19 protein-coding genes are annotated in these 22,085 nt (G+C 73.8%); 5 read left to right on the forward strand and 14 right to left on the reverse strand.

Annotated features, from left to right (window positions below; all coding sequences use genetic code 11):
* Nucleotides 1-180: 180 nt before the first annotated feature.
* The 13 genes from QWM81_RS18715 to QWM81_RS18775 form a co-directional block, all read right to left on the reverse strand.
* Nucleotides 181-1,275 (reverse strand): carboxylate-amine ligase, encoded by a 1,095-nt coding sequence (locus QWM81_RS18715; RefSeq protein WP_290113224.1) that lies wholly within the window; start codon nucleotides 1,273-1,275, stop codon nucleotides 181-183.
* Between the two features lie 78 nt (nucleotides 1,276-1,353).
* Nucleotides 1,354-2,253 (reverse strand): glycosyltransferase family 2 protein, encoded by a 900-nt coding sequence (locus tag QWM81_RS18720; RefSeq protein WP_290113225.1) that lies wholly within the window; start codon nucleotides 2,251-2,253, stop codon nucleotides 1,354-1,356.
* Nucleotides 2,250-3,125, reverse strand: coding sequence for a glycosyltransferase family 2 protein (locus tag QWM81_RS18725; RefSeq protein ID WP_290113226.1), 876 nt, complete (start codon nucleotides 3,123-3,125; stop codon nucleotides 2,250-2,252). The genes QWM81_RS18720 and QWM81_RS18725 overlap by 4 nt, the downstream gene beginning before the upstream one ends.
* Entirely contained in the window at nucleotides 3,122-4,054 is a 933-nt protein-coding gene (locus QWM81_RS18730; protein ID WP_290113227.1) for a glycosyltransferase family 9 protein, read from the reverse strand. The genes QWM81_RS18725 and QWM81_RS18730 overlap by 4 nt, the downstream gene beginning before the upstream one ends.
* A gap of 410 nt (nucleotides 4,055-4,464) precedes the next feature.
* Nucleotides 4,465-5,472 carry a glycosyltransferase family 9 protein gene (locus QWM81_RS18735; protein ID WP_290113228.1) on the reverse strand — a complete coding sequence of 336 codons (1,008 nt, stop codon included), beginning with the start codon at nucleotides 5,470-5,472 and terminating at the stop codon, nucleotides 4,465-4,467.
* Complete coding sequence (locus QWM81_RS18740) at nucleotides 5,469-6,014, reverse strand: D-glycero-alpha-D-manno-heptose-1,7-bisphosphate 7-phosphatase (RefSeq protein ID WP_353938316.1); 546 nt, start codon at nucleotides 6,012-6,014, stop codon at nucleotides 5,469-5,471. The genes QWM81_RS18735 and QWM81_RS18740 overlap by 4 nt, the downstream gene beginning before the upstream one ends.
* Complete coding sequence (locus QWM81_RS18745; RefSeq protein WP_290113229.1) at nucleotides 6,011-7,012, reverse strand: glycosyltransferase family 2 protein; 1,002 nt, start codon at nucleotides 7,010-7,012, stop codon at nucleotides 6,011-6,013. Before QWM81_RS18745 ends, QWM81_RS18740 begins: the two co-directional genes overlap by 4 nt.
* Nucleotides 7,013-7,120: 108 nt before the next feature.
* Nucleotides 7,121-9,352, reverse strand: a complete 2,232-nt coding sequence (locus QWM81_RS18750; RefSeq protein WP_290113230.1) for a S9 family peptidase — start codon at nucleotides 9,350-9,352, stop codon at nucleotides 7,121-7,123.
* Nucleotides 9,325-11,109, reverse strand: a complete 1,785-nt coding sequence (locus QWM81_RS18755; protein ID WP_290113231.1) for an N-acetylglutaminylglutamine amidotransferase — start codon at nucleotides 11,107-11,109, stop codon at nucleotides 9,325-9,327. The genes QWM81_RS18750 and QWM81_RS18755 overlap by 28 nt, the downstream gene beginning before the upstream one ends.
* Before the next feature lie 193 nt (nucleotides 11,110-11,302).
* Entirely contained in the window at nucleotides 11,303-12,049 is a 747-nt protein-coding gene (locus QWM81_RS18760; protein ID WP_290113232.1) for a YqjF family protein, read from the reverse strand.
* Nucleotides 12,050-12,232: a hypothetical protein gene (locus QWM81_RS18765; protein WP_290113234.1), complete on the reverse strand. Its 183-nt coding sequence runs from the start codon at nucleotides 12,230-12,232 to the stop codon at nucleotides 12,050-12,052.
* Between the two features lie 2 nt (nucleotides 12,233-12,234).
* Nucleotides 12,235-13,593: an MFS transporter gene (locus QWM81_RS18770; protein ID WP_290113237.1), complete on the reverse strand. Its 1,359-nt coding sequence runs from the start codon at nucleotides 13,591-13,593 to the stop codon at nucleotides 12,235-12,237.
* 297 nt (nucleotides 13,594-13,890) lie between these two features.
* A complete protein-coding gene (locus tag QWM81_RS18775; protein WP_290113239.1) occupies nucleotides 13,891-14,673 on the reverse strand; it encodes a DeoR/GlpR family DNA-binding transcription regulator in 783 nt (260 codons plus the stop codon).
* A 278-nt stretch (nucleotides 14,674-14,951) separates the two neighbouring features.
* On the opposite strand from QWM81_RS18775, the gene QWM81_RS18780 reads away from it, so the two are divergent.
* From QWM81_RS18780 to QWM81_RS18795, 4 genes are read left to right on the forward strand one after another with little or no spacing between them, the layout of a single operon-like run.
* Nucleotides 14,952-16,472, forward strand: coding sequence for an FGGY-family carbohydrate kinase (locus tag QWM81_RS18780; protein WP_290113241.1), 1,521 nt, complete (start codon nucleotides 14,952-14,954; stop codon nucleotides 16,470-16,472).
* Nucleotides 16,465-17,949 (forward strand): FGGY-family carbohydrate kinase, encoded by a 1,485-nt coding sequence (locus tag QWM81_RS18785; protein ID WP_290113242.1) that lies wholly within the window; start codon nucleotides 16,465-16,467, stop codon nucleotides 17,947-17,949. Before QWM81_RS18780 ends, QWM81_RS18785 begins: the two co-directional genes overlap by 8 nt.
* The gene (locus tag QWM81_RS18790) at nucleotides 17,946-18,563 is read left to right on the forward strand and encodes a histidine phosphatase family protein (RefSeq protein ID WP_290113243.1); all 618 of its coding nucleotides are present in this window, start codon (nucleotides 17,946-17,948) and stop codon (nucleotides 18,561-18,563) included. The genes QWM81_RS18785 and QWM81_RS18790 overlap by 4 nt, the downstream gene beginning before the upstream one ends.
* Nucleotides 18,564-18,580: 17 nt before the next feature.
* Entirely contained in the window at nucleotides 18,581-19,621 is a 1,041-nt protein-coding gene (locus tag QWM81_RS18795; protein WP_290113244.1) for a 2-hydroxyacid dehydrogenase, read from the forward strand.
* Here QWM81_RS18795 and QWM81_RS18800 read toward each other — a convergent pair.
* Nucleotides 19,615-20,409, reverse strand: a complete 795-nt coding sequence (locus QWM81_RS18800) for an SDR family NAD(P)-dependent oxidoreductase (protein WP_290113245.1) — start codon at nucleotides 20,407-20,409, stop codon at nucleotides 19,615-19,617. The genes QWM81_RS18795 and QWM81_RS18800 overlap by 7 nt on opposite strands.
* 92 nt (nucleotides 20,410-20,501) lie before the next feature.
* Between QWM81_RS18800 and QWM81_RS18805 the strand changes: the two genes are divergently transcribed.
* Complete coding sequence (locus tag QWM81_RS18805) at nucleotides 20,502-22,037, forward strand: MFS transporter (RefSeq protein WP_290113247.1); 1,536 nt, start codon at nucleotides 20,502-20,504, stop codon at nucleotides 22,035-22,037.
* Nucleotides 22,038-22,085 lie beyond the last annotated feature (48 nt).

Here is a 22,085-nt window from a genome sequence, read left to right on the forward strand (position 1 = left end):
GGAGGGCACGGGGCGCGGTGGTATGCGCCGTTCGAGTGGTCACGGAAGGTGAGGGCGACGCCTCTGGAGGGCGTTTGGGCAGCTCAGAGGGGCGAACACCGGGAAGACAGGCCCCGGCCGCCTCGGGGCGCCGAAAGGCGGACCGCCGGGGGCCGGGTCAGGCGTAGGGCAGGGGCCGGGTCAGGGGGACACGGTCTCGCTGATGATCAGCTCGGCGAGGGCCGGGAGGCCGCCCTCGACCAGCGCCCGCCGCTGCTGGTCCGCCGGTGTGCCCTGCTGGAGCAGCCGGTGGATCAGCGAGGACACCTCGCGGGTGTCACCGGCCTCGTCCAGGGCGGGCGTGATGTGGTCGAGCAGCATGCACAGCACGTCACCCGCCCTGCGGGCCTTCCCGGCGGGATCGACCAGCAGGCCGCTGAGCCCGTGCCGGGCGGCATGCCAGTTGGACGCCTGGAGCAGCTCCGGCGGGCACTGCGGAAGCGGCAGCCCCGCCTTCTCCTCACGGATCGCGGTGGCGATCAGGGCGCGGACGAGCCCGGCGAACATGACCGCCGCGTCGGCGCGCAACTGCACGTCCGCGCAGCGCACCTCGACGGTCGGGTACTTGTCGGACAGCCGGGCCTGCCAGTACAGCTGGCCGGTGTCGGTGATGATCCCGGTGTCCAGCAGCGACTGGACCCGTCTCTCGTGGTCGGCGAGCGAGGTGAAGCAGGGCGGCGGGCCGCTGACCGGCCAGCGCCCGAAGATCACCGTGCGCCAGCTCGCGAAACCGGTGTCCTTGCCGTCCCACACGGGGGAGTTGGCCGACATGGCCACCAGGACGGGCAGCCACACCCGTATCCTGCTCAGGACGGCGACACCCGTCTCGCGGTCCGGCACGGCGGCGTGCACATGCATCCCGTTCACCAGCTGTTCGGCCACCAGCTGCGGCGCCTGGGTACGCATCGCGAGGTAGCGGGCCTTCTCGGTCACCGGCACGGGCGCCGGCTCCCGGTACGGGGCGGTCGCGCAGGCCGCGATCCGGCAGCCGTTCTTCTCCGCCGCCGTGCCCAGCGCGTGGCGCAGCCGCAGCAGGTGGCCGCCGACCTCCTCCAGGTCGGTGCACACGGGCGTGGCGACCTCCACCTGTGCCTGCAGCAGCTCGGACTGGACCTCGGCGTCCTCGACGATCGGCTCCAGGCCGGCCGCGGCCCGCACCTGGTCGGCGAGCGGCACCGGCAGGCACGTGACCGGATCGAGCAGCAGGTACTCTTCCTCGACCCCAATGGTGATCATGTCGATCCGGGTACCCCTCGAACGATGGGATGAACCGGGGAGCGAAGAGCGCGGACCGCCACCGGCCTCGGGCGGGCGTCAGCCCACATAGCGCCGCGCCGTCGATGTGCGCTGCGCCTCCGCCAGCGCACGCAGCCGCGCCTCCACCGCCGGCGGTACGACCCGCCGCTCCCGCAGCACCCACGGCAGCCCCCCGAGCGCCAGACCGAACGCCCGCAGCGACGCCCGGTCGCGCGGGACCGTACGCGCCAGCTCAAGCGTCCGCCGCAGCGCGGGCACCAGCGGCCGGCGCAGCCAGCAGAACCACAGCGTGTTGCGCAGCCCGTGCACCCGCCGCAGCGTGGGGTCGCGGGCCACCGAGGGCGCGTGGTGGACGGTCATCTCCGCCACGTACGCCAGCCACCAGCCCTGGCTCGCCAGGTCCGTGGCGAGCAGTTCCTCCTCGCCGCCCAGCCACAGCCGCTCGCTGAACCCGCCCGCCGCCCGGAACGCGTCGGTACGCAGCACCGTCGCCGCCGCCAGGAACGAGCCCAGCGCCGGGCCGGGCAGCCAGTCCGGTCCCTCGACCGGCGAGTCCCGCAGCTCGGCCACGATCGGATCCTCCCGGCCGTCCGGCTCGACAAGGATACGGGCGGTGACGGCCGCCAACTGCTCATGCCGGTCCAGCAAGTCCGCGGCGTAGGAGAGCGAGCCCGGCTCCCACCACGAGTCGTCGTCGCAGAAGGCGATGTAGGGCGTACGGACGACCTGGCGTACCGCGAGATTGCGGCCCACCGCGCCCAGGTTCCGGCCCGGCGTCAGCAGCGTGACCTCGGGATGGAGCCGGGCGACGGCCTCGGCGGTGCCGTCCGTGGAGCCGTTGTCGGTGACGACGACCGGCGGGCGCTCCGGCAGCGCGGCGAGTTTGCCGAGCGTACGCAGCAGCTCCTCGCGCCGGTTGTGAGTGATCACGACGACGGTGGTACGGGGGTCGGTCATCTCGCCGCTCCTTCCAGGTCCAGGCGCCGGGCCGCCGCCTCCACGGCCGCCGGGAGCGGCCGGCGCAGCCGCAGCGCCACCGGGAGCCGCTCGACCATCTCGCGCAGCGCCGTACGGGCCTCCGGATCCCGCCGCGCCTCGGCGGCGAGCCCGCGCGTGTGCCGCAGCGCCACGCCCAGGGGACGGCGCAGCCACGCGGTCAGCGCGGCGTTGCGGCGCATCACCGCGGGCCGCCCGGGCCGCACCCCGCCGATGGGGCTGTGCACCGCCACCACCTCGGGGCAGTGGCACACGCCCCAGCCGCGCGCCGCCAGGTCGTAGGCGAGCAGGGTCTCCTCGCCGCCCAGGAACAGCACCGGGTGGTAGCCGCCCGCCTCCAGGTACGCCTCCCGGCGGGCGACGGCGGCGCAGGCCAGGAAGCCCAGCACCTGCGGGCCGGGCAGATCGGCGGCGTGGCCGAGCGGGGACGCGGCGAGGATGCTGTTCAGCGGGTCGGGCCTGCCCTCGGCGCCCACGTGGATACCGGCCGCGAGCAGCCCGAGCCGCTGGTGCCGGTCGAACAGGTCCGCCGCGCGCGCCAGCGCCCCCGGTTCCCACCACGAGTCGTCGTCGCTGAAGGCCACATAGGGCGTCCGGGCATGGCGTACGCCGAGATTGCGGCCCGGCGCCCCGAGATTGCGGCCCGGGGTGAGCACCGAGACCCCGGGATGGCGGTCGGCGACGGCCTGCGGGGTGCCATCGGTCGACGCGTTGTCGACGACGATCACCGGGGGCCGTTCGGGAAGCGCGGCGAGGCGGTCCAGCGTGCCCAGCAGCTGATCGCGGCGGTTGTGGGTGATCACGACGACGGTCGTGCGGCTGTCGGCGGTCACGGGCGGGGCACCTCCGGGTGGTCGAACAGGGCCTTCAGGACGTCGTCCGGCTGGATGCGCAGCAGCTGCGGGTCGGGTTCGCGGCCGTGCGGGTCACCGGGAGGGCCCGGGTGCCACAGGGCGACGTGGCGCGTACCCGGCGGTGGCCCCCACAGACGGGGCGATACCGGACCGAACAGGGTCACGGAAGGGGTGCCGTAGGCGACCGCGAGGTGGGCGATCCCGGTGTCGCCGCTGACGACGGCCGCCGCCCCCGCGAACAGCGCGCCAAGCCGCTCGAACGGCAGCCCACCCGCGAACACCTCCACGTCCGCGCCCTCACGCACCTGGTCCAGCAGCTCGTCCTCGCCCGGCCCGCCGGTCAGCACCACCCGGTGCCCGCGCCGCCGCAGCCCCCGCACCACCGCCGCGTACCGCTCCGCCGGCCAGCGCCGCGCCCCCGAGTCGGCGCCCGGGTGCACGACGACCGCGCCGGGCGCGGGGGACGCCGCGTCCGGCACCGGCAGCCGCAGATCGCCGGGGTCCGCGGGGATGCCGTACCACTCCAGCAGCCGGCACCAGCGGGCGCGCTCGTGCTCGTCCGCCCGCCACTCGGGCCCCGCGATCTCCGGTGTCCCGGGGTGCGCGAACGCCAGCAGCCGCCCCGGGCGCACACGTTGCAGCAACCGGTGACTGGACGGCCCGTTGCCGTGCAGGTCCACCGCCACGTCCGGCGGCGGCCCCTCCCAGTCCAGCCGCACCGGTACGGCCCTGCCGGGCGCCGACGCCCCCAACACCCGGTCCACCGCCCCGGACGCTGCCGCGGGCGCGGCCAGCTGCTCCGGTGCGGCGAGGACGATCTCGTACTCCGGAAAGGCCCGCCGCAGCGCCCGCAGCGCGGGCACCCCGGCCAGCAGGTCACCCAGGCCCAGCGCCCGCAGCACAAGCACCCGCGACCTGCCGGGGCCCCGCCCCGGACTCGCGTCCGTCTGCGGACCGTGGTCCGGTTGTGCCCACCCGTTCCGCCCTGCGGAACGACTGCCCACAACCGGACTGCGGGAGCCGACCCCACAACCGACCCGCAGCCGGGCGACGGCCGGGGTGGGGCCGTGCAGGGTCGTCCCCGCAGAGGTTGGCGGCAAGGGAAGGGCTCCCGATGCGACGTACCCAAGGCCGCCGGCCTCGAGGAGACGAGCCCGGAGGGGCCACGCCCCCCACCCACCGGCAGCAGACGACCCGCACCGCGCCCGCGCGGGACGGGCCCCCGGTGCGACGCACTCAAGGCCGCCGGCCTCAAGGAGACGAGCCCGGAGGGGCCACGCCCCCCACCCACCGGCGGTGGCCGCCACGGCGCGCGGGGTCATTCCCCGCCCTCCAGCAGCTTCTCCACCGCGGCCAGCACGTCCTCCGCCGTCACCTCGTCCAGGCACGGATGGCCGGGCACCGGGCACTCCCGGGCGCGGGTGCCCACGCAGGGCGCCTGCTGGTCGCCCAGCAGCACATGCGGAACGCCGTAGGGGCCCCAGCGCTCGGCGGGCACGACCGGTGAGAACAGCGAGACGATCGGCGTGCCCACGGCCGCCGCCAGGTGCGCCGGGCCGGTGTTGCCCGTCACCACCGCACCGGCCGCCGCCAGCACGGCCGCCAGCTGCGGAGGCTCAGTCCGGCCGCCCAGGTCCAGCCCGTCACGCCCCGCGACCAGCGCGGTCAGCTCCCGCTCGTCCGGTCCGCCCGTGACGACGACCCGGTGCCCCGCACCGGCCAGCAGGCGTACGGCGTGGGCGCACCGCTCGGGGCTCCACCGCCGGGCCGCGACACTCGCGCCGGGGTGGACGACCACGTACGGCCCCGGGCCCGTCAGCTCCTGCGCGGCCGGCGCGTGCCGGACCCGCAGCAGCCCGCCGTCGCCGGGGGGACGCGGGAAGCCCGCCGCCTCGGCGAGGTCCAGCGCGGCCTGGGCCTCATGGGCGTGCGGCGCCCGCTGGTGGCGCACGTCCAGCAGCGAACCGGGCGCGTCCACGCTGTCGGCCGCGATGTGCGGCACGCCCGCCATGCGCAGCAGCAGCGCGGCGGGCAGCGGGCTCTGGTGGAACGAGGTGAGGATCAGCGCCGCGTCCGGGCGCGCGGCGGCCAGACGGTTGACGATCCGGTCGATGTCGGCCCGGTCGACCGGCGGCGGCGTGAAGCCCACCCACGGCGCCTCCCAGACCAGCACCTCGGCCACGCCCGGCAGCAGCCTCGCGGCCGGCGCCCCGCGCGGCCCGCACAGTAGCGTCACGCGTTCCGCCCGGTGCGCGACCGCCCGCACGGCGGGGCCCGCGAGCAGGACGTCGCCGAAGCTGTCGAGGCGCACGACCAGCGCCCTCATGACCGCCTCCCGGAGCCGTCCCCCAGCACGTGCCGTACCGCACCGAGCAGGTCCGGGCAGACGTACGGCGCGGCCGCCACCTCCCCGGGCAGCGTCCGCGCCGTCGGTACCAGCACCCCGCGCGCTCCCGCCGCGCGCGCCGCGCCCATGTCCGAGCCGATGTCACCGATCACCACGCACGCCTCCGGAGGGACCCCCAGGCGCCGCGCGGCCTCCACGATCAGTCCCGGCGCCGGTTTGCGGCAGCCGCAGCCGTCCTCCGGTACGTGCGGACAGTGCGCCCACACCTCGAACGGCCCGAGGAGCGCGTCCACGCGCGCGTTGACCCGGCGTACGTCCTCCTCGGTCAGCAGGCCCCGCCCGACACCCGACTGGTTGGACACCACACCGGTACGTATCCCGTGCCCGCGCAGCAGCCGCAGCGCCTCCCGGGCCCCCGGCATGGGCCGGACCTTCTCCGGGTCGCCGTTGTACGGGACGTCCTCGATGAGCGTGTCGTCCCGGTCGAACAGCACGGCGCGTACGGCCGCGGGGCCCGTCACAGGGCGCCGTCCCAGCTCCCCGCCGACCGGTGGCGCAGCTCCCCGGCCAGCCGGTGCCATGTGGCGGCGGCCGGGATGACGGCACTGGTCAGGGTCATCGTCACGATCTCGTCCACGGTGCGCGGACCCGGCGCGATGCGCGCCCGCGCGAATTCCGCCGTCCCCAGCAGCCATCCCGCCGCCGCGAGCACCGCCGCCCGCCGCCGCCCGGCGGCCGCCAGCAGCACGGCCCCGACGCCCGCCGCGCTGACCGCCGCGTGCCGCCGGATCCGTCCGCGCGCCGCCGCCGCCCGCTCCCACCAGTCCGGGCCGTGCAACCGCACCATCAGCGCGTCGTCCGCGTTGCCCTTCTGCAGCCGCACCGACACCCACCGGTCGGCGGGCCGCACCGGATGCTCGGTGCGCCGCTCACCGCGCACGATCCGCCAGCCCGCCTCGATGACCCGCAGCGCGAGATCCGCGTCCTCGCGGAAGGCGCGCGGGAACCGCTCGTCGAAACCGCCGACCGCCTTGAGCACCTCCGTGCGGTACGCCATGTCGGCGGTCGCCCACAGGGCGCTCTGCAGGCCCGCGGTGTTGCGCTCCCAGTCGGTGGGGCGGCGGTCCGCGGGCAGCGGCACCTGGAGCACGCCCTGCACGCCGCCCGTGTCGGGGGACGCCTCGGCCAGGTCCCGGGCGAGCTGCTCACGCCAGTAGGCGCTGACCCGTACGTCGTCGTCGAGGAGGACCGCCCAGGGCTCGTCCACGGCGCGCAGTCCGGTGTTACGGGCCGCCGCCGGGCCGCGCCCGCCGCTGCGCAGCACCACGGCGCGGTCCGCGAGCGGGCCGAGCGCCTCCAGCGGCAGGGCCTCGCCCGGCGGGTCCGGCCGGTCGTCCACCAGCACGATCCGGCTCGGCTCCGGCCCCTCGGCGGAGGCGAGCGCGGCGAGGCAGTCGGCGAGGCAGGGCCGTCCGATGGTGGGGACGACCACGGCGTACGAGGCGAGCGGGGGGATCATGCGTCTGCGCCTCCAGTTCCTGGGTCGGTTTCCGGTCGGTGTCCAGAGCGACGTACGGAATGCCCATGTCCGGTCACTTTATGCTCATCTGTGGGGACCCGCACCGGCTCAGCCGGTCAGGTACCGCTCCAGCCAGTCCGCGGCGGTACGGCGGAACAGCCGCCGGTTGTCCGCCCGCCGGAACTCATGGCCCTCCTCGCGGAGCATCAGCAGCTCGGCGGGGTGGCCGCGTTCGCGGGCGGCGCGGACGATCTGCTCGGACTCGCCCGGCGGCACGTTCGTGTCGTGCTCGCCGTGCACGGCCAGCAGCGGTACGCGCAGTTCGTCGATACGGCTCATGGGGGACAGGGCGTGCAGCAACTCCCGGTCGCGTTCCGGGTGGCCGTACTTGTGGGCCGCCGACTCCGCGATCCACGGCTCGGTCCCGGCGAAGAACGTCGCGAAGTCGGACATGCCGCAGACCGCGACACCCGTACGGAAGAGCGCCGGGTGCCACACGAGCGACGCGAGCGTCAGGTAGCCGCCGTAGGAATGCCCCATCACGGCCAGCCGTGTGGGGTCCGCGCGCCCGGTCAGGACCGCGTGCGCGGCGCAGTCCGCGACGTCGTCGATCGCCGCGAACCGTCCCGTACCGAGGTCGGCGTCCACGAACGACCGCCCCCGCCCGGAGGACCCGCGCACGTCGGGAGCGAAGACGTCGAGGCCGCGCCCCAGCAACTCGTGGTACAGCGGGTCGAACACGGGCCGCTCCTGCTCCTCCGGCCCGCCGTGCAGGTGGATCACGCAGGGCGCCGGGTCGCCGCCGCCCCGGCCGGGCGCCCGGTAGTACCAGCCGCCCAGCTCCAGCCCGTCACGGGCCACCGGGCGCAGCGGCACCGGGCACACGGGCGGGCGCCCCGGCGGTACGGCGTCCTCGTCCCGCGACGACCAGGGCGTCCGCGCGGGCGGCGCCGTCCCGGGCACCGACCACACACCGGGCTTGCGCTGCGACCCCGACAGGGCCACCACCATCCCGCCCGGCCCGCCCCGCGCGATCCGCGTCACCACCTCGTGCGGCAACCCCACGTCCCGGGTGACCGCCGGACCACCGGGACCTCCCGAACTACCGGGACCACCGGAATCACCCAGATCACCGGAACCATCGGGACGACCGAGATCACCAGCACCACCAGAACCACCGGGAGCACCAGGAGAACCGGGGCCACCGGAAACACCGGGACCACGGAGATCACCAGAACCATCAGAACCACCGGGAGCACCCGCACCTCCCGGCCCGCCCGGCGTGCCCGTCGGCAGGCTCAGCGTCTGCAATGCGCTCGCGCCCCGGACGTTCCAGGCGAGGGCGGCGGTGCGGCCGTCCTCGGGGAACGCCAGCAGTTCCAGGTCGCTGCCGGCCCGCTCGGCCACCACGGACAGGCCCGACCGGCGGCCCTCGGCGTCCAGTTCCGCCGCCAGCAGGGCGGCGAACTCCCGCTCGTGGTCGCTGCGCAGCCACAGCGTGCGGCCGTCCGGCGAGAACCGGCCGATCCACGGGTCACCGTCCGCCACCCGCAGCACCGACCCCGTGCCCAGGTCGGCCATGCGCACCACCACGGCCTCCCGCCGCCCGCGCGGCCCGCGCCGCACCAGCGCGAGCCGTCCGTCCGGGCTGATGTCGCACACCCGCAGCGTGGCCGCACCCGACTCGGCCGCCACCAAAGCGGGCGAGCCGACCCCGTCCGGGTCGACCAGATAGGCACTGAGCCGGTCCCGCGCACCCCCGCCCCCACGGGGCGCCGCCCCCACCTCCCCGTAGTGCTCGCCGCCCAGCAGAGTGGCGTGGCCGTCCCGCTCCGCCCAGCCCGCCGGCAGGTCACCGGGGACAGCCGGCTCCGCCACCGGCGGCGGGGGTTCGGCCACCGTGACCGCCACCGCGGAGCCGTCCCGCGCCCAGCAGCCCAGGTACGCCGAACTGGTCCAGTCCGCGCCCGCCACGATCCGGCGGCCGGTGCCGTCCGGGCGTACGCACAGCACGCGGGTGTGCTCGCCGCCTCCCGGGGCGACCGTGTACGCGATCCAGCGTCCATCGGGCGACCAGGCCACCTCGGTGACGGGATCGGGGTCGGAGTCGAGCAGGTGGATGTCACCGCCGTCGACCGGCCCGGTCCACAGCTGCGGCACCCCCGTCCGGTCGCAGATGAACGCCACCCGCTCGCCCGTGGGGTCGGCGGACGGGTACCAGCAGCCGTGGGAGACCAGCGGCTGGGGAGTGTCGCGCAGGCCCGCCGCGTCGGCGAGCGGCACCAGGAGAGGTGCCGCCGACGTGGCTCCGGTCAGTTGATGTTGTGCGTCTGCAGCCATATCTCCAGCAACGCTACGTGCCACAGGGCGTTGGCCCCGCGCTTCGTACGGTGGACGTCGGGGGCGGCGAGGAGTTCGGCGACGTACTCGTCCCGGAAGACCCCGCGGGACTTGGCCGCGGGCGCGGCCAGCGCCTCACGGACCCGCTCCAGCACGGGCCCCGCCATGTGCCGGATCGCCGGCACCGGGAAGTAGCCCTTGGGCCGGTCCACGACCTCGCGCGGCAGCAGCGCGCGCCCCGCGTCCTTCAGGACGCCCTTGCCGCCCTGCGCCAGCTTCAGCTCCGGCGGGCAGGCGGCGGCCAGCTCCACGAGCTGGTGGTCGAGGAACGGCACCCGCGCCTCCAGCCCCCAGTCCATGGTCATGTTGTCCACCCGCTTGACCGGGTCGTCCACCAGCATCACGTGCGTGTCCAGCCGCAGCGCCGCGTCCAGCGCGGTCTGCGCGCCGGGGGCCGCCATGTGCTCGTGCACGAACCGGCTGGAGGCGTCGTGGTCGGGCAGCATGTCCGGCTGGAGGATGCGCGCGAAGTCGGCGTGCGGGCGGTCGAAGTACACCTCCGCGTACGTCTCCGGCTCCCGCTCCCGCTCGACGGCGGCCATCTCGGGGTACCAGCGGTAGCCGGCGAACACCTCGTCGGCGCCCTGGCCGCTCTGGACGACGCTCACCTCCTTGGAGACCTGCTCCGACAGCAGGTGGAAGGCGACCACGTCATGGCTGATCATCGGCTCGCTCATGGCCGCCACCGCCGCGTCCAGGGCGGTCGACACCCGGTCGGAGGGCACCATCAGCTGGTGGTGGTCGGTGCCGTAGCGCCGGGCGATCAGGTCGGAGTACGCGAACTCGTCGCCCTCCTCGCCGCCCTCCGACTCGAACCCGACACTGAAGGTCGCCAGGTCCTTCTGGCCCTCCTCCGCGAGCAGCGCCACGATCAGCGACGAGTCGAGCCCGCCCGAGAGCAGCACGCCCACCGGCACGTCGGCGACCATCCGGCGCCGCACCGCCGTCCGCAGCGCGTCCAGCACCGCGTCCCGCCAGTCACCGGCGTCCATGCCCGCGTGCTCCGCGCGCCGGGTGTACGACGGCTGCCAGTAGCACCGGTCACGGTACGTACCGTCCGGTTCGATCACCCGCACCGTCGCGGGCGGCAGCTTGCGCACCCCGGCCAGCACGGTGCGCGGCGCCGCCACCGTGGCGTGCCAGCTCAGGTACTGGTGCAGGGCCACCGGGTCGAGCGACGTGTCGACGCCACCGCCCGCGAGCAGGGCGGGCAGCGTGGAGGCGAACCGCAGGTGCCCGGGCCCGTGCGCCAGGTACAGCGGCTTGATGCCCAGCCGGTCCCTCGCCAGCACGACCCGGCCGGTGTCGTTCTCGACGATGGCGAACACGAACATGCCGATGAAGTGGTCGACGCAGTCGGTGCCCCACTGCTGGTAGGCCTTGAGAATCACCTCGGTGTCCGAGGTGGAGAAGAACCGGTGCCCCAGGGCGCGCAGCTCGGCGCGCAGCTCCTGGTAGTTGTACACGCACCCGTTGAACACGCCGGTCAGCCGGGTCTCGGTGTCGGTCATCGGCTGGGCGCCGCGCTCCGACAGGTCGATGATCTTGAGTCTGCGGTGGCCGAGCGCCACCGCGCCCTGCGACCAGATGCCCCGGCCGTCCGGCCCGCGGGCCGCCAGCCGGTCGGTCATGCGCTCCACCGCGGCCACGTCGGGCCGCCGGTCGTCGAAGCGGATCTCACCGCTCAGGCCACACATACGGCACCCCCCGCCTGTGCCGTACCGGCCCCGGTCACATCCGGGACCTCCGTGTCCTCCTCAATCCCGTGTGAATCAGTCACCACAACTCCTCCAAGACGGGGAGCGGGCCCCGCCCGCCGTTGATGTCGGCGGTGCTCGGCCGCCCGCTCCGTACCGGCGGGTTCCCCGTTGATCGCGGAACAATCCACGGCTACGCGTCACGGGCCTCCCCGCCACCTGTGCCGACCGGCCGCGCGATCCCGATCCGTACGTCGCGCACGCCCGGCGAGAAGTGCGCCACGGGCGGCTCGCCGCAGGGCGGGAGGCCCGCCGCCTCGCGCAGGTTCTCCTCCAGCGACTCGATCTCGGCGGCGGCCGGCCGCCACGGCTCGTGCTCGACCGGGACCTCCCACACCACGCCCAGGCGGCGGGTGTACGCCCGCCACCGTGAGGTCAGCCAGTCGGCCTGCTCGGACGGCGGCGTCAGCCTCTCGCCCGGCCGGATCACCAGGCGGTACGAGACGCCGGAGCCGTACCGCGAACCGGTGTACACCAGCCTTTCGTCCTCCTTCTCCACCCGCAGCCGGGCCAGCCGATACGGCGCCCCCACGGCGAGGGCGCCCAGCATCAGCGGATTGGTGACGTCGAGGGAGAGGAACCACAGTCCGTCCCGGCCGTCCGGCCCCCGCACGTACGTCCGCAGGTTCGTCTCCGGGAAGTCGGGTGTCCCGGGCAGCACGGGCAGGGGGTGGGGCCGCACGTCCGCCATCACGAACGGGGTGAGGCTCACCCACGCGGCCCCTTCGTATGTGTCCACGGTCAGCCCTTCCGGCAGCAGACCCTGGACGTCATCGGGAGGGTAAGGCCAGTGGACGAAGCACTGGTTCAGCCAGTGGCAGCGCAGTCCCGGCAGCCTTACCCGGGGGGCCTGACGCTCGCTCTCCGCCTCGTCCGCCACTTATGTCCCTTTCCTGCTCTCGCCGCCGGACTCGGTGTCGGTGTCGACCGTCTCCTCCTCGGCGGCGCGCTCGCCCTCCGCCTGGGACGGGGTCGAACGGGCCACGTCGGGGTGTTCGTCGACGTCCGGCTCCCGTTCGCCCTCCGCCTGCGAGGGTGTCGGGTAGCCCCACGGATCACTCATGGCTACGCCTCCGGCGAATCGTCCGTCTCGTTTCGCGCCCCGGCCCGCGCTACCGGGCCGGGGCCGGACGGGTACCCCGCCGCGCCCGGTGCTACCGGGTCCGGCAGCTTCAGGAACAGCGCCATCACGGCGCTCGCCAGATACAGCATGGCGAAGATCCACATCATGCCCTGGACGCCCAGCGGCCCCAGGAAGAGGCCCACCAGGGCCGGACCGATGAAGGTGCTCGCCCCGGCGCCCAGGTTCAGGGCCGACATCGCCTGGCCCTTGTGCGCCGGGTCCAGCGACGGCATGAGCGCGGAGAGCGGCACGTACCCGGCGAGCGTCGCGCCGAACAGGCTGACCAGGACCATCGCGAGCGCGTAGTGGTCACCCGCCGCCACCGTGCCGTAGTAGAGCAGCAGCGTGGTCACCGCGCAGCCCACGCCGCCGAACCACGCGACGGTGCGCTGCCAGCCGACGCGGTCGCCGACGACCCCGAAGATCAGGTTGAAGAAGATGTTCGTGGCGAACATCGCGGAGAGCAGCTGGAGCCACTCACTGAGCGAGAAGCCCAGCGTGTCGGTGAAGAAGACCGGCAGGAAGACCAGGAAGCCGAACTGCGGCGCCGTGTTGATGGCCCGCACGACCGCCCCGGTACCGATTTTCGGGTTGCGCCAGATGATGGAGAGCGAGCCGATCAGGGTGGCGACCGGGCGCTCACCGGCGGGGGCGAGCCGGTTTCTGCCGGTGGGCTCGCGCACCAGGAGCAGGGCGATCAGGCCGCCCGCCGTCACCAGGGCGAGCGAGAGCCACAGCGTGGCGTACGCGCCGATCCACGGCACCGCGAAGCTGGCGACCAGCGAGCCCAGCGTCGGCAGCCCGCCGGTGAACGCGAACCAGAACCAGCCCACCGCCGAGCCGAGCCGGCGCTTCGGCGTCACCGCCGTGACCCAGATGAGGAAGCCGTACGCGAAGAGCGGATAGCCGAACCCGCGCAGCCCGTAGCTGAGCATCAGCAGCCAGAAGTTCACCGTCGGCACGGCGAAGACCAGGAACACCACCTGGAACGCCACCCAGATGCCGAGGCCGAGCAGCATCACCCGGCGAGGCCCCCACAGGTCCGACAGCGCGCCGGAGAACCAGGCGGCGACGCTGGCGGTGGCGCCGTAGACGCTGAACAGCAGCGCCACCCGCTCCCCGGACATGCCCTCGTCCCGCAGATACGGCGAGAGATAACCGGACTCGACGCCGTCCCCGATCATGAAGATGAGGAGGCCCAGAAAGCCCCAGGCGAGCGCTCGGGGAATACCGATCCTGTCGAGCCAATGCCTCTCGGGTGTCTCTTCGGCGGAAGAGGACGGGTCCACAACGACGGCCACGAGAACCACCTTTTTCGGAAATTCGGGGAGGGCGCGGGAGGAGCGCCGGGAGAGCGCGGGAAGCGCCGGGGAAGCGGCGTGAGCGGTGCGCTGAGGCGTCACGATGAAACGGCCGTGTGACACGGGTCAATGACCGGGAGAAAAACCCCGTGACTCGGCCAGGCCCTGGCGTGAAATCGACGGACAGGCGTCGTGAGCGGCCACCGCGCGAGCGTCGTCAGGCCAGGTCACAGGCGCGGCTCCACCATCGCGGGGTGGCGAAGGGCGGGTTAAGTCGGTGTGACGTTCACGTGGCGTTCAGCGCGAGGTGTCGACCGTGCGTACGTCGACGCCTATGTCCCGCAGCCGCCGCACCTCCGCGGCCGGCGCCGCCTCGTCCACGAGCACCAGGTCGAAGTCGGTCAGCGGTGCCAGCGCGTACAGCCCCTGGTTGGCGAACTTCGTGTGGTCCACCAGCAGCACCCGGCGCCCGGCGGACGCCATCATCGCCCGCTTGACCTGCACCGTCTCGGGGGACATGTGGTAGCAGCGGCCCCCGGTCACCGCCGTTGTCGACATGAAGAGCACATCGGCGCGGAACGACTCCACACTGTGCGCCGTGTGCAGCCCCATGAAGGCGTCGTACGCCGGGAAGTACGTGCCGCCGAGGGCGATCAGTGAGACACCCGGCTCCTTGGCGAGCGCCGAGATGGCGGGCAGCGAGTTGGTGATGACCGTGAGCGGGGTGTGGTCGGCCATCTGCCGGGCCAGGCTCAGGCATGTGGTGGAGTCGTCCAGCATCACGATCTGCCCGGGCGCCAGCAGTTCGGCGGCGGCCCGCGCCAGCCGGTGCTTGGTCCGCGCCATCGTCGTCATACGTTCGCTGACGCTGCCGTGGAACTGCGTCGACGGCAGGCAGCTCGCCCCGCCCCGCACCTTCCGCAGCCATCCCTGAGACTGGAGCGCGTCCAGATCCCGGTGGATGGTCATCACACTCACACCGAACTCCTCGGCCAGGTCCGAGGTGCGAGCGAACCCCTTGTCGGTCACCAGATCGCGCAACTTGCGCCGCCGTTCTTCCTGGGCGTCCATCCGGGTCATGGCGCGGGGGTCCTTTCCGGTTCACTCCACCGGCGGGGGGGGGGGGGGGGGACAGGCGCGTGACAGGGCGGGAACGTGTCATGCGAGTCATGCGAAGTCATGCGAACCTCACGTGAAGTTAACACAGCGGATAGCGTGCCGTCGCCCGGCCCTCCGGCGTACGGCCGCGACCTCACATCCGGGCCGCGGACGGTCACGGGATAATTCCGGGACCGATTGACGCCCCGCCCGGCGACACGTTTCCCTGACGTCCGCACGTTCGAAGGGGCAGGTATTCCATGTCGGTTCTCACCATCGACGTCGGTACGTCGGTCATCAAATCCGTCGTGTTCGACGACCAGGGGCGGGAAATAGCGCTCGCCCGTATCGGGACCGAGGTGCTGCGCCCCCAGCCCGGCTGGGCGGAGCAGGACATGGACGCCGTATGGAACGGCGTGGTCTTCACCGTGCGCAGTGCCCTGTCCCAGCTCGGCCCCGGCCACGACCCGGTCTGGCTGGTGAGCTTCACGGCACAGGGCGACGGCTGCTGGCTCGTCGACGACAAGGGCCGCCCCACCGGCCCCGCCATCCTCTGGTCGGACGGCCGCGCGGCAGACCTGCTCACCCGCTGGGCCGCCGACGGCGTCCTGGAGCAGGCCTACCGCCGCAACGGCTCCCTCACCTGCGGCGGCATGCCCAACGCGGTGCTCAGCTGGCTCGCCGCCCACGACCCGGAGCGGCTGGAACGCTCCCGTACGGCGCTGACGGCGGCCGGCTGGCTGTTCCTGAAGCTCACGGGGGTGGCCGCCATCGACGAGTCCGACGCCTCCGCGCCCTTCCTCGACCACACCACCGGCGACTACGACCCGGCGATCATCGACCTCTTCGGGCTCCGCTGGGCCGGCCGGCTGCTGCCGAAGGTGCTCGGCGAGAACGAGCGGATCGCCGAGATCACCCACCACACCGCCGGCGAACTCGGCCTGCCCGCCGGCCTGCCCGTCGTCATGGCCCCCTACGACATCGCCGCCACCGCCCGGGGCGCGGGCGTCGTCAGCCCCGGCCAGGCCTGCTCCATCCTCGGCACGACCCTGTGCACCGAGATCGTCACCCGCCAGGTCGACACCTCCGGCGAGCCGTGCGGCATCAACATCGCCTACCGGGGCCGCAGCCGCATCCTGCGCGCCTTCCCCACCCTCTCCGGCACCGAGGTCCTCGACTGGGCGTCCCGCACCCTCGGCGTCGACGGCCCCGCCGCCCTCGGCGAGCTGGCGTTCAGCACGGAACCGGCCGCCAACGGCCCGGCGTTCCTGCCCTACCTCTCACCCGCCGGGGAACGCGCCCCCTTCCTCGACCCGCACGCGCGCGGCTCCCTCTGGGGCCTGTCCCTCGACCACTCGCGCGCCGACATCGCCCGCGCCGTCTTCGAGGGCCTCTCCCTCGTCGTCCGCGACTGCCTCCGGGCGGCCGGCACCGAGGTCCACGAGCTGCGCCTGTGCGGCGGCGGCGCCGCCAGCGACCAGTGGTGCCGCCTCATCGCCGACGTCACCGGCGTGCCCACCGCCCGCAGCGCCGACACCGAACTGGGTGCCAAGGGCGCGTTCCTGACCGGCCTCGTCCTCAGCGGCGCGGAGAGCAGCATGCGGGCCGCCGCCGCCAAGTACGTCCGGATGCGCTCCGGCTGGGAGCCCGACCCCGGGCGCCGCGCGCTGTACGACGAGCGCTACGCGTCCTTCCTCACCTGGCGCGACGCCGCCCGCTCGCTCGGCTGGTCGCCCGCCCCCGCCCACGTACCGCACGCACAGGAAGCCCCGCATGTCTGACGCCCTGACGGCCGACGCCGTCCACCTCGGCCTCGACCTCGGCACCCAGAGCGCCCGCGCCGTCGCCGTGGACGGCACCGGCCGGCTGCTCGCCGCCGCGTCCCGCCCCCTGACCGGCCACCGCGACGGACCGCGCCACGAACAGGACCCCGAGCAGTGGTGGTCCGCCCTCGCCGGCGCCGCCCGGGAAGCCCTCACCGGCATCGACCCGGCGCGCGTCCGGGGCCTCGCCGTGGACGCCACCTCCGGCACCGTCCTGCTGGCCGACGAGCGGGGCACCCCCCTGACACCCGGACTCATGTACGACGACGGGCGCGCCCGCGCGTACACCTCCCGCGTCAACACGGCGGGCGCGAAGGTGTGGCAGGAGCTCGGCTACCGCACCATGCAGCCGTCCTGGGCGCTGCCCAAACTCCTGTGGCTGCTGGACAACACCGACTTCCCCGACGCCCGGCTGCTGCACCAGGCCGACCTGATCACCTGGCGGCTCGCCGGGAGGCCGACCGCCACCGACGCCAGCCACGCCCTGAAGACCGGCTACCACCTGATCGAGGAGCGCTGGCCGGAGCGGGAACTGGCCGCGCTGGGCATCCCGCCCTTCCTGCTGCCCGACGTCGTACGGCCCGGCACCGTCATCGGCACCGTCTGCGGCACCGCCGCCACGGCCACCGGCATCCCGCCCGGCACCCCGATCGTCGCCGGCATGACCGACGGCTGCGCGGCCCAGATCGGTGCCGGAGCGCTCACGCCCGGCGCCTGGAACTCCGTGCTCGGCACCACCCTCGTCTTCAAGGGCGTGAGCCCGCACCTCGTACGCGACCCCGGGGGAGTGGTCTACTGCCACCGCGGCCCCGGCGGCACCTGGCTGCCCGGCGGCGCGTCCAGCAGCGGCGCCGGAGCCATCGCCCGGCGCTTCCCCGGCGCCGACCTCGCCGCCCTCACCGCCGGGGCCGCCGCCACCGGCTCCACCGCCGTCGCCTACCCCCTCGCGGGCGCGGGCGGCGAACGCTTCCCCTTCCGCGCCCCCGACGCCACGCCCTTCGTGCTGGGGGACGTGTCCGGTGACGCCGAGGAGTTCCATGCCCTGCTGCTCGGCGTGGCCTGCGTCGAACGCCTCTGCTTCGACTACCTCGACCACATCGGCGCCCCCGTCGACGGCCCGCTGACCCTCACCGGCGGCGGCGCCCGCAATTCCTACTGGTCGCAGCTGCGCGCCGACGTCCTGGGCCGAGACGTCACCCTGCCCGAACACGCCGAGAGCGCCACCGGCATGGCGGTGCTCGCCGCGACCGCCTCCGGCGCCACGCTGGAGGAGGCCGCGGCCGCCATGGTGCGCCTGCGGGAGGAACGGGCCCCCGACCCCGCGCGCACGGCCCGGCTGCTCCCCGTATACCTCGACTTCGTCGACGAACTGACCCGACGCGGCTGGCTCGACCGGTCCGTGGCGGCGCACGCGCGCAGAAAGGCCGAGCAGTGACCGACTTCATCCTCGTACGCCATGGCGAGACCGCCTGGCACGCGGACAACCGCTATGCCGGCCGCACCGACGTGCCGCTCACCGAACTCGGCCACAAGCAGGCCGCGACGCTCGGCGCCTGGGCCGCCGGGCAGCGCCTCGACGCCGTGCTGTGCTCGCCGCTGTCCCGCGCCCGCCTGACCGCCGAACCCGCCGCGACCGCGCTCGGCCTCACCCCCCGGGTGGACGAACGGCTGTACGAGGTGGACTTCGGGCGCGGCGACGGGCTGACGCGCGGGGAGATGGCCGAGGAGTTCCCCGACGAGCTGGCCGCCTTCCTCGACGACCCCGTGACCCACCACCTGCCGGGCGGCGAGGACCCCGCGGCGGCGGCGGACCGCGCCATCGACTGCCTTCAGGAGGTGGCGCGCGAACTGCCCGAGGGGCGCGTCCTCGTCGTCGCCCACTCCACCCTCGTACGCCTGGTGCTGTGCAAGCTGCTCGGCATCCCGCTCGCCGACTACCGCCGCGTCTTCCCCGCCCTGGAGAACGGCGCCCTCACCGAACTGCGGCTGCTGCCCGGGGGACGGGCGTCCCTGCTGCGGCTCAACGCACCCGCCCTCATCACCCACTGACCCATGGGAGCACCACCGTGACCACCACCGTCCTCGCCGCCGGCGACCACTTCGTCCTGCCGCGCCTGCTCACCGAGGAGCTGCGCGCCGCCGCACCCGACGCCGACCTGGACGTACGGGAGATCCAACTGCCCTGGCCGCACACCCCTTTCGGCCGGGTGGCCGAGGTCGACGAGGCCTCCGGCACCGAGGAGGAGCTGATCGAGGCACTGCGCGGCGTACGGATCTGCGTCACCCAGATGGCCCCGCTCACCGAGCGGATCCTCGCCGCCTGCCCGGACCTGGAACTGTTCTGCGTCAGCCGGGGCGGCCCCGTCAACGCCAACCTCCAGGCCGCGACCCGCCACGGCGTCGCCGTCTGCTACGCCCCCGGCCGCAACGCCGTCGCCACCGCCGAGCACACCCTCGCCCTCATCCTCGCCGCCGCCCGCCGCATCGGCGAGGTCCACACCGACCTCCAGCACGCCGTCTGGCGCGGCGACTACTACGACTACGCCAACTGCGGCTTCGAGATCGACGGCTCGGTCGTCGGCCTGGTCGGCTTCGGCGCGATCGGCTCGCGCGTGGCGCGGGTCCTGGTCGCGATGGGCGCCACGGTCCTGGTGCACGACCCGTATGTGAAGCCCGAGGCGGTGGAGGGCATCGCCGCACTCGTCCCGCTGGACGACCTGCTGAGCCGCTCCCGGATCGTCTCCCTCCACGCGCGCGTGACGGAGGAGACCACGGGCATGATCGGCCCCGCCCAGATCGCGGCCATGCCCCGGGGTTCGGTCCTCGTCAACTGCGCGCGCGGCGCGCTGGTGGACTACGAGGCGGTGTGCGACGCCCTTGACTCGGGGCGGCTCGCGGGCGCCGGCTTCGATGTGTTCCCCGTCGAGCCGGTACCGGCCGGTGCCCGTCTGCTGTCGACCCCGGGCGTCGTCCTGACCCCGCACATCGCGGGCGCCAGCCAGGAAGTGGCCCACAAGGCGGCCCGGATCGTGGCGGGCGAGGCGGCCCGCTTCCTGCGCGGTGAACCCCTGGCCCACTGCGCCAACCCGCAGGTGCCCGGTCACTGACGCCGGGGGCGCGGCCGGGACACGTACCGCTGGCCGGCGGCCTTCAGGCGGTCGGGCAGCACCTTGGCGGCCGCGCCCAGGACCTTGGTCCGCACCGACCCGGCGACCACCTTGTCCCGGCCGCGCATCAGGGCCTCGAACGCGTCCTCGGCGACCCGGGCCGGATCGTCCTTGTCCATGCGCCCGAGGCGTGTGTCGTCCATGCCGGCGCGGTGGAAGAAGGCCGTCTCCGTGGCGCCCGGCATCAGCGACGTGACGCTCACCCCGGTGTCCCTCAGCTCGCCCTGGAGTCCCTGGGCGAAGGACTGGAGGAACGACTTCGAGGCGCTGTACACGGTCTGGTACGGGCCCGGCGCCATCGCCGCGACCGACGAGGTGATCAGCAGCCGGCCGTCGTCCTCCTCGACCATGCCGCGCAGCAGCCGGTGCGTGAGGTGCACCGTCGCGTTGATGTTGAGGTCGATGATCCGGGCGTGGTCGGCGAGGTCCACGCCGAGGAACGCCCCGCCCCGCCCCACGCCCGCGTTCAGCGCGGCGGCGGCGACCGGCCGGCGGGCGGAGAGGACGGCGGCGTACAGCTGCTCGACACCGTCGTAGGTGGCGAGGTCGGCCCGTACGGCGACGACGTCCGCGCCGTGGCCGCGCAGCTCCTGCGCGGCGGCCGCCAGTCCCCGGTCCTCCGCGCAGACGACCAGGTCGAATCCCTTGTCGGCGAACTGCCTGGCGAGTGCGAGGCCGATGCCGCTGGAGGCACCGGTCACCACCGCCAGTGGTCTCACGGCGTTCATCCCGACCGGGTACCCCTGTGGCGGCACCGTTTCACCGGATTGATCATGGGGTACCCGCCCGCCGTCTTTTCGCCGCCTCGGAGGTGACCCCCATGAGTGAGCTGGAGCTGGGCCAAGCGTCGAATGGAACCGTGACCACGAAAGTGCCGGCCCGGCTGGACCGGCTGCCGTGGTCACGGTGGCACTGGATGATCGTCATCGGTCTGGGCACCGTCTGGATCCTCGACGGGCTCGAAGTGACCATCGTGGGAAGCATGGCCAGCCGGCTCTCCGAGGAGGGCAGCGGGCTCGCCATCAGCAGCGCCCAGGTCACCGGCGTCGCCGCCGCGCTGTACGTCGCGGGCGCCTGCTCCGGCGCCCTGTTCTTCGGCTGGCTCACCGACCGCTTCGGCCGCAAGAAGCTCTTCCTCATCACCCTCGCGGTCTATCTCGGGGCGACGGCACTGACCGCGCTGTCCTTCTCCTCGTGGTGGTTCTTCCTCTTCCGCTTCCTGACCGGCTTCGGCATCGGAGGCGAGTACGCCGCCATCAACTCGGCCATCGACGAACTGATCCCCAGCAAGTACCGCGGCCGGGTCGACCTGATCATCAACGGCAGCTTCTGGCTCGGCGCCATGGGCGGCGCCCTGCTGTCCGTCCTCGCCCTCGACACCGACATCCTCCCCAAGGACCTCGGCTGGCGGATCTCCTTCGGCCTCGGCGTCGTCCTCGGCCTGGTCATCCTCCTCGTACGCCGCCATGTGCCCGAAAGCCCCCGCTGGATGTTCATCCACGGCCGTGAGGAAGGGGCCGAACAGCTCGTGGCGGACGTCGAGCGGCAGGTACGGCAGGAGACCGGCAAGCCGCTGCCCGAGCCGGCCGGGGCGATCACCATCAAGCAGCGGCACAGCGTCGGCTTCGTACAGATCGCCCGTACGCTCTTCCGCGTCTACCCCCGGCGGGCGGTGCTGGGCATGGCGCTCTTCATCGGCCAGGCGTTCCTCTACAACGCCATCACCTTCGGCTTCGGGTCGATCCTGGTGAAGTTCTTCGACGTCCCCAGCGGCTCGACCGGCTACTTCTTCGCCGTCATCGCGTTCGGCAACTTCATGGGCCCGCTGCTGCTCGGCCGCCTGTTCGACACCTGGGGCCGCCGGCCGATGATCGCCGGGACGTACCTGCTGTCCGGCGCCCTGCTGTTCGTCACGGCCTGGATGTTCGCCAACGGCTGGCTCACCGCCACCACCATGACGATCAGCTGGTGCGTGGTCCTGTTCTTCGCGTCCGCCGGCGCCAGCTCCGCGTACCTCACCGTCAGCGAGATCTTCCCCATGGAGACCCGCGCGATGGCCATCGCGTTCTTCTACGCCATCGGCACGGCCGCCGGCGGTATCTCCGGTCCGCTGATCTTCGCCGGCCTCACGGAGAGCGGCGTCGTCGCGGACACCGCCCTCGCCTTCTGCATCGGCGCCGCGCTGATGGTGGCGGGCGGTCTGGTGGCGCTGTTCTTCGCCGTCGCCGCCGAGCAGAAGTCGCTGGAGGACATCGCGACCCCGCTGTCCGCGCAGGCGGCGCAGGCGGCGACGGCCGCGGCCGCCGCCGCGAGCCCCGCCCCGGTCTCGCGCACGGCCCCGCCGCCGGCGCTGTGACACAGCGATTGGCTCGCACAGCGGGAGATGGTTTATCGTTCATCAAGC

This window comes from Streptomyces ficellus, from assembly GCF_030406405.1.
GTDB lineage: Bacteria > Actinomycetota > Actinomycetes > Streptomycetales > Streptomycetaceae > Streptomyces > Streptomyces ficellus_B.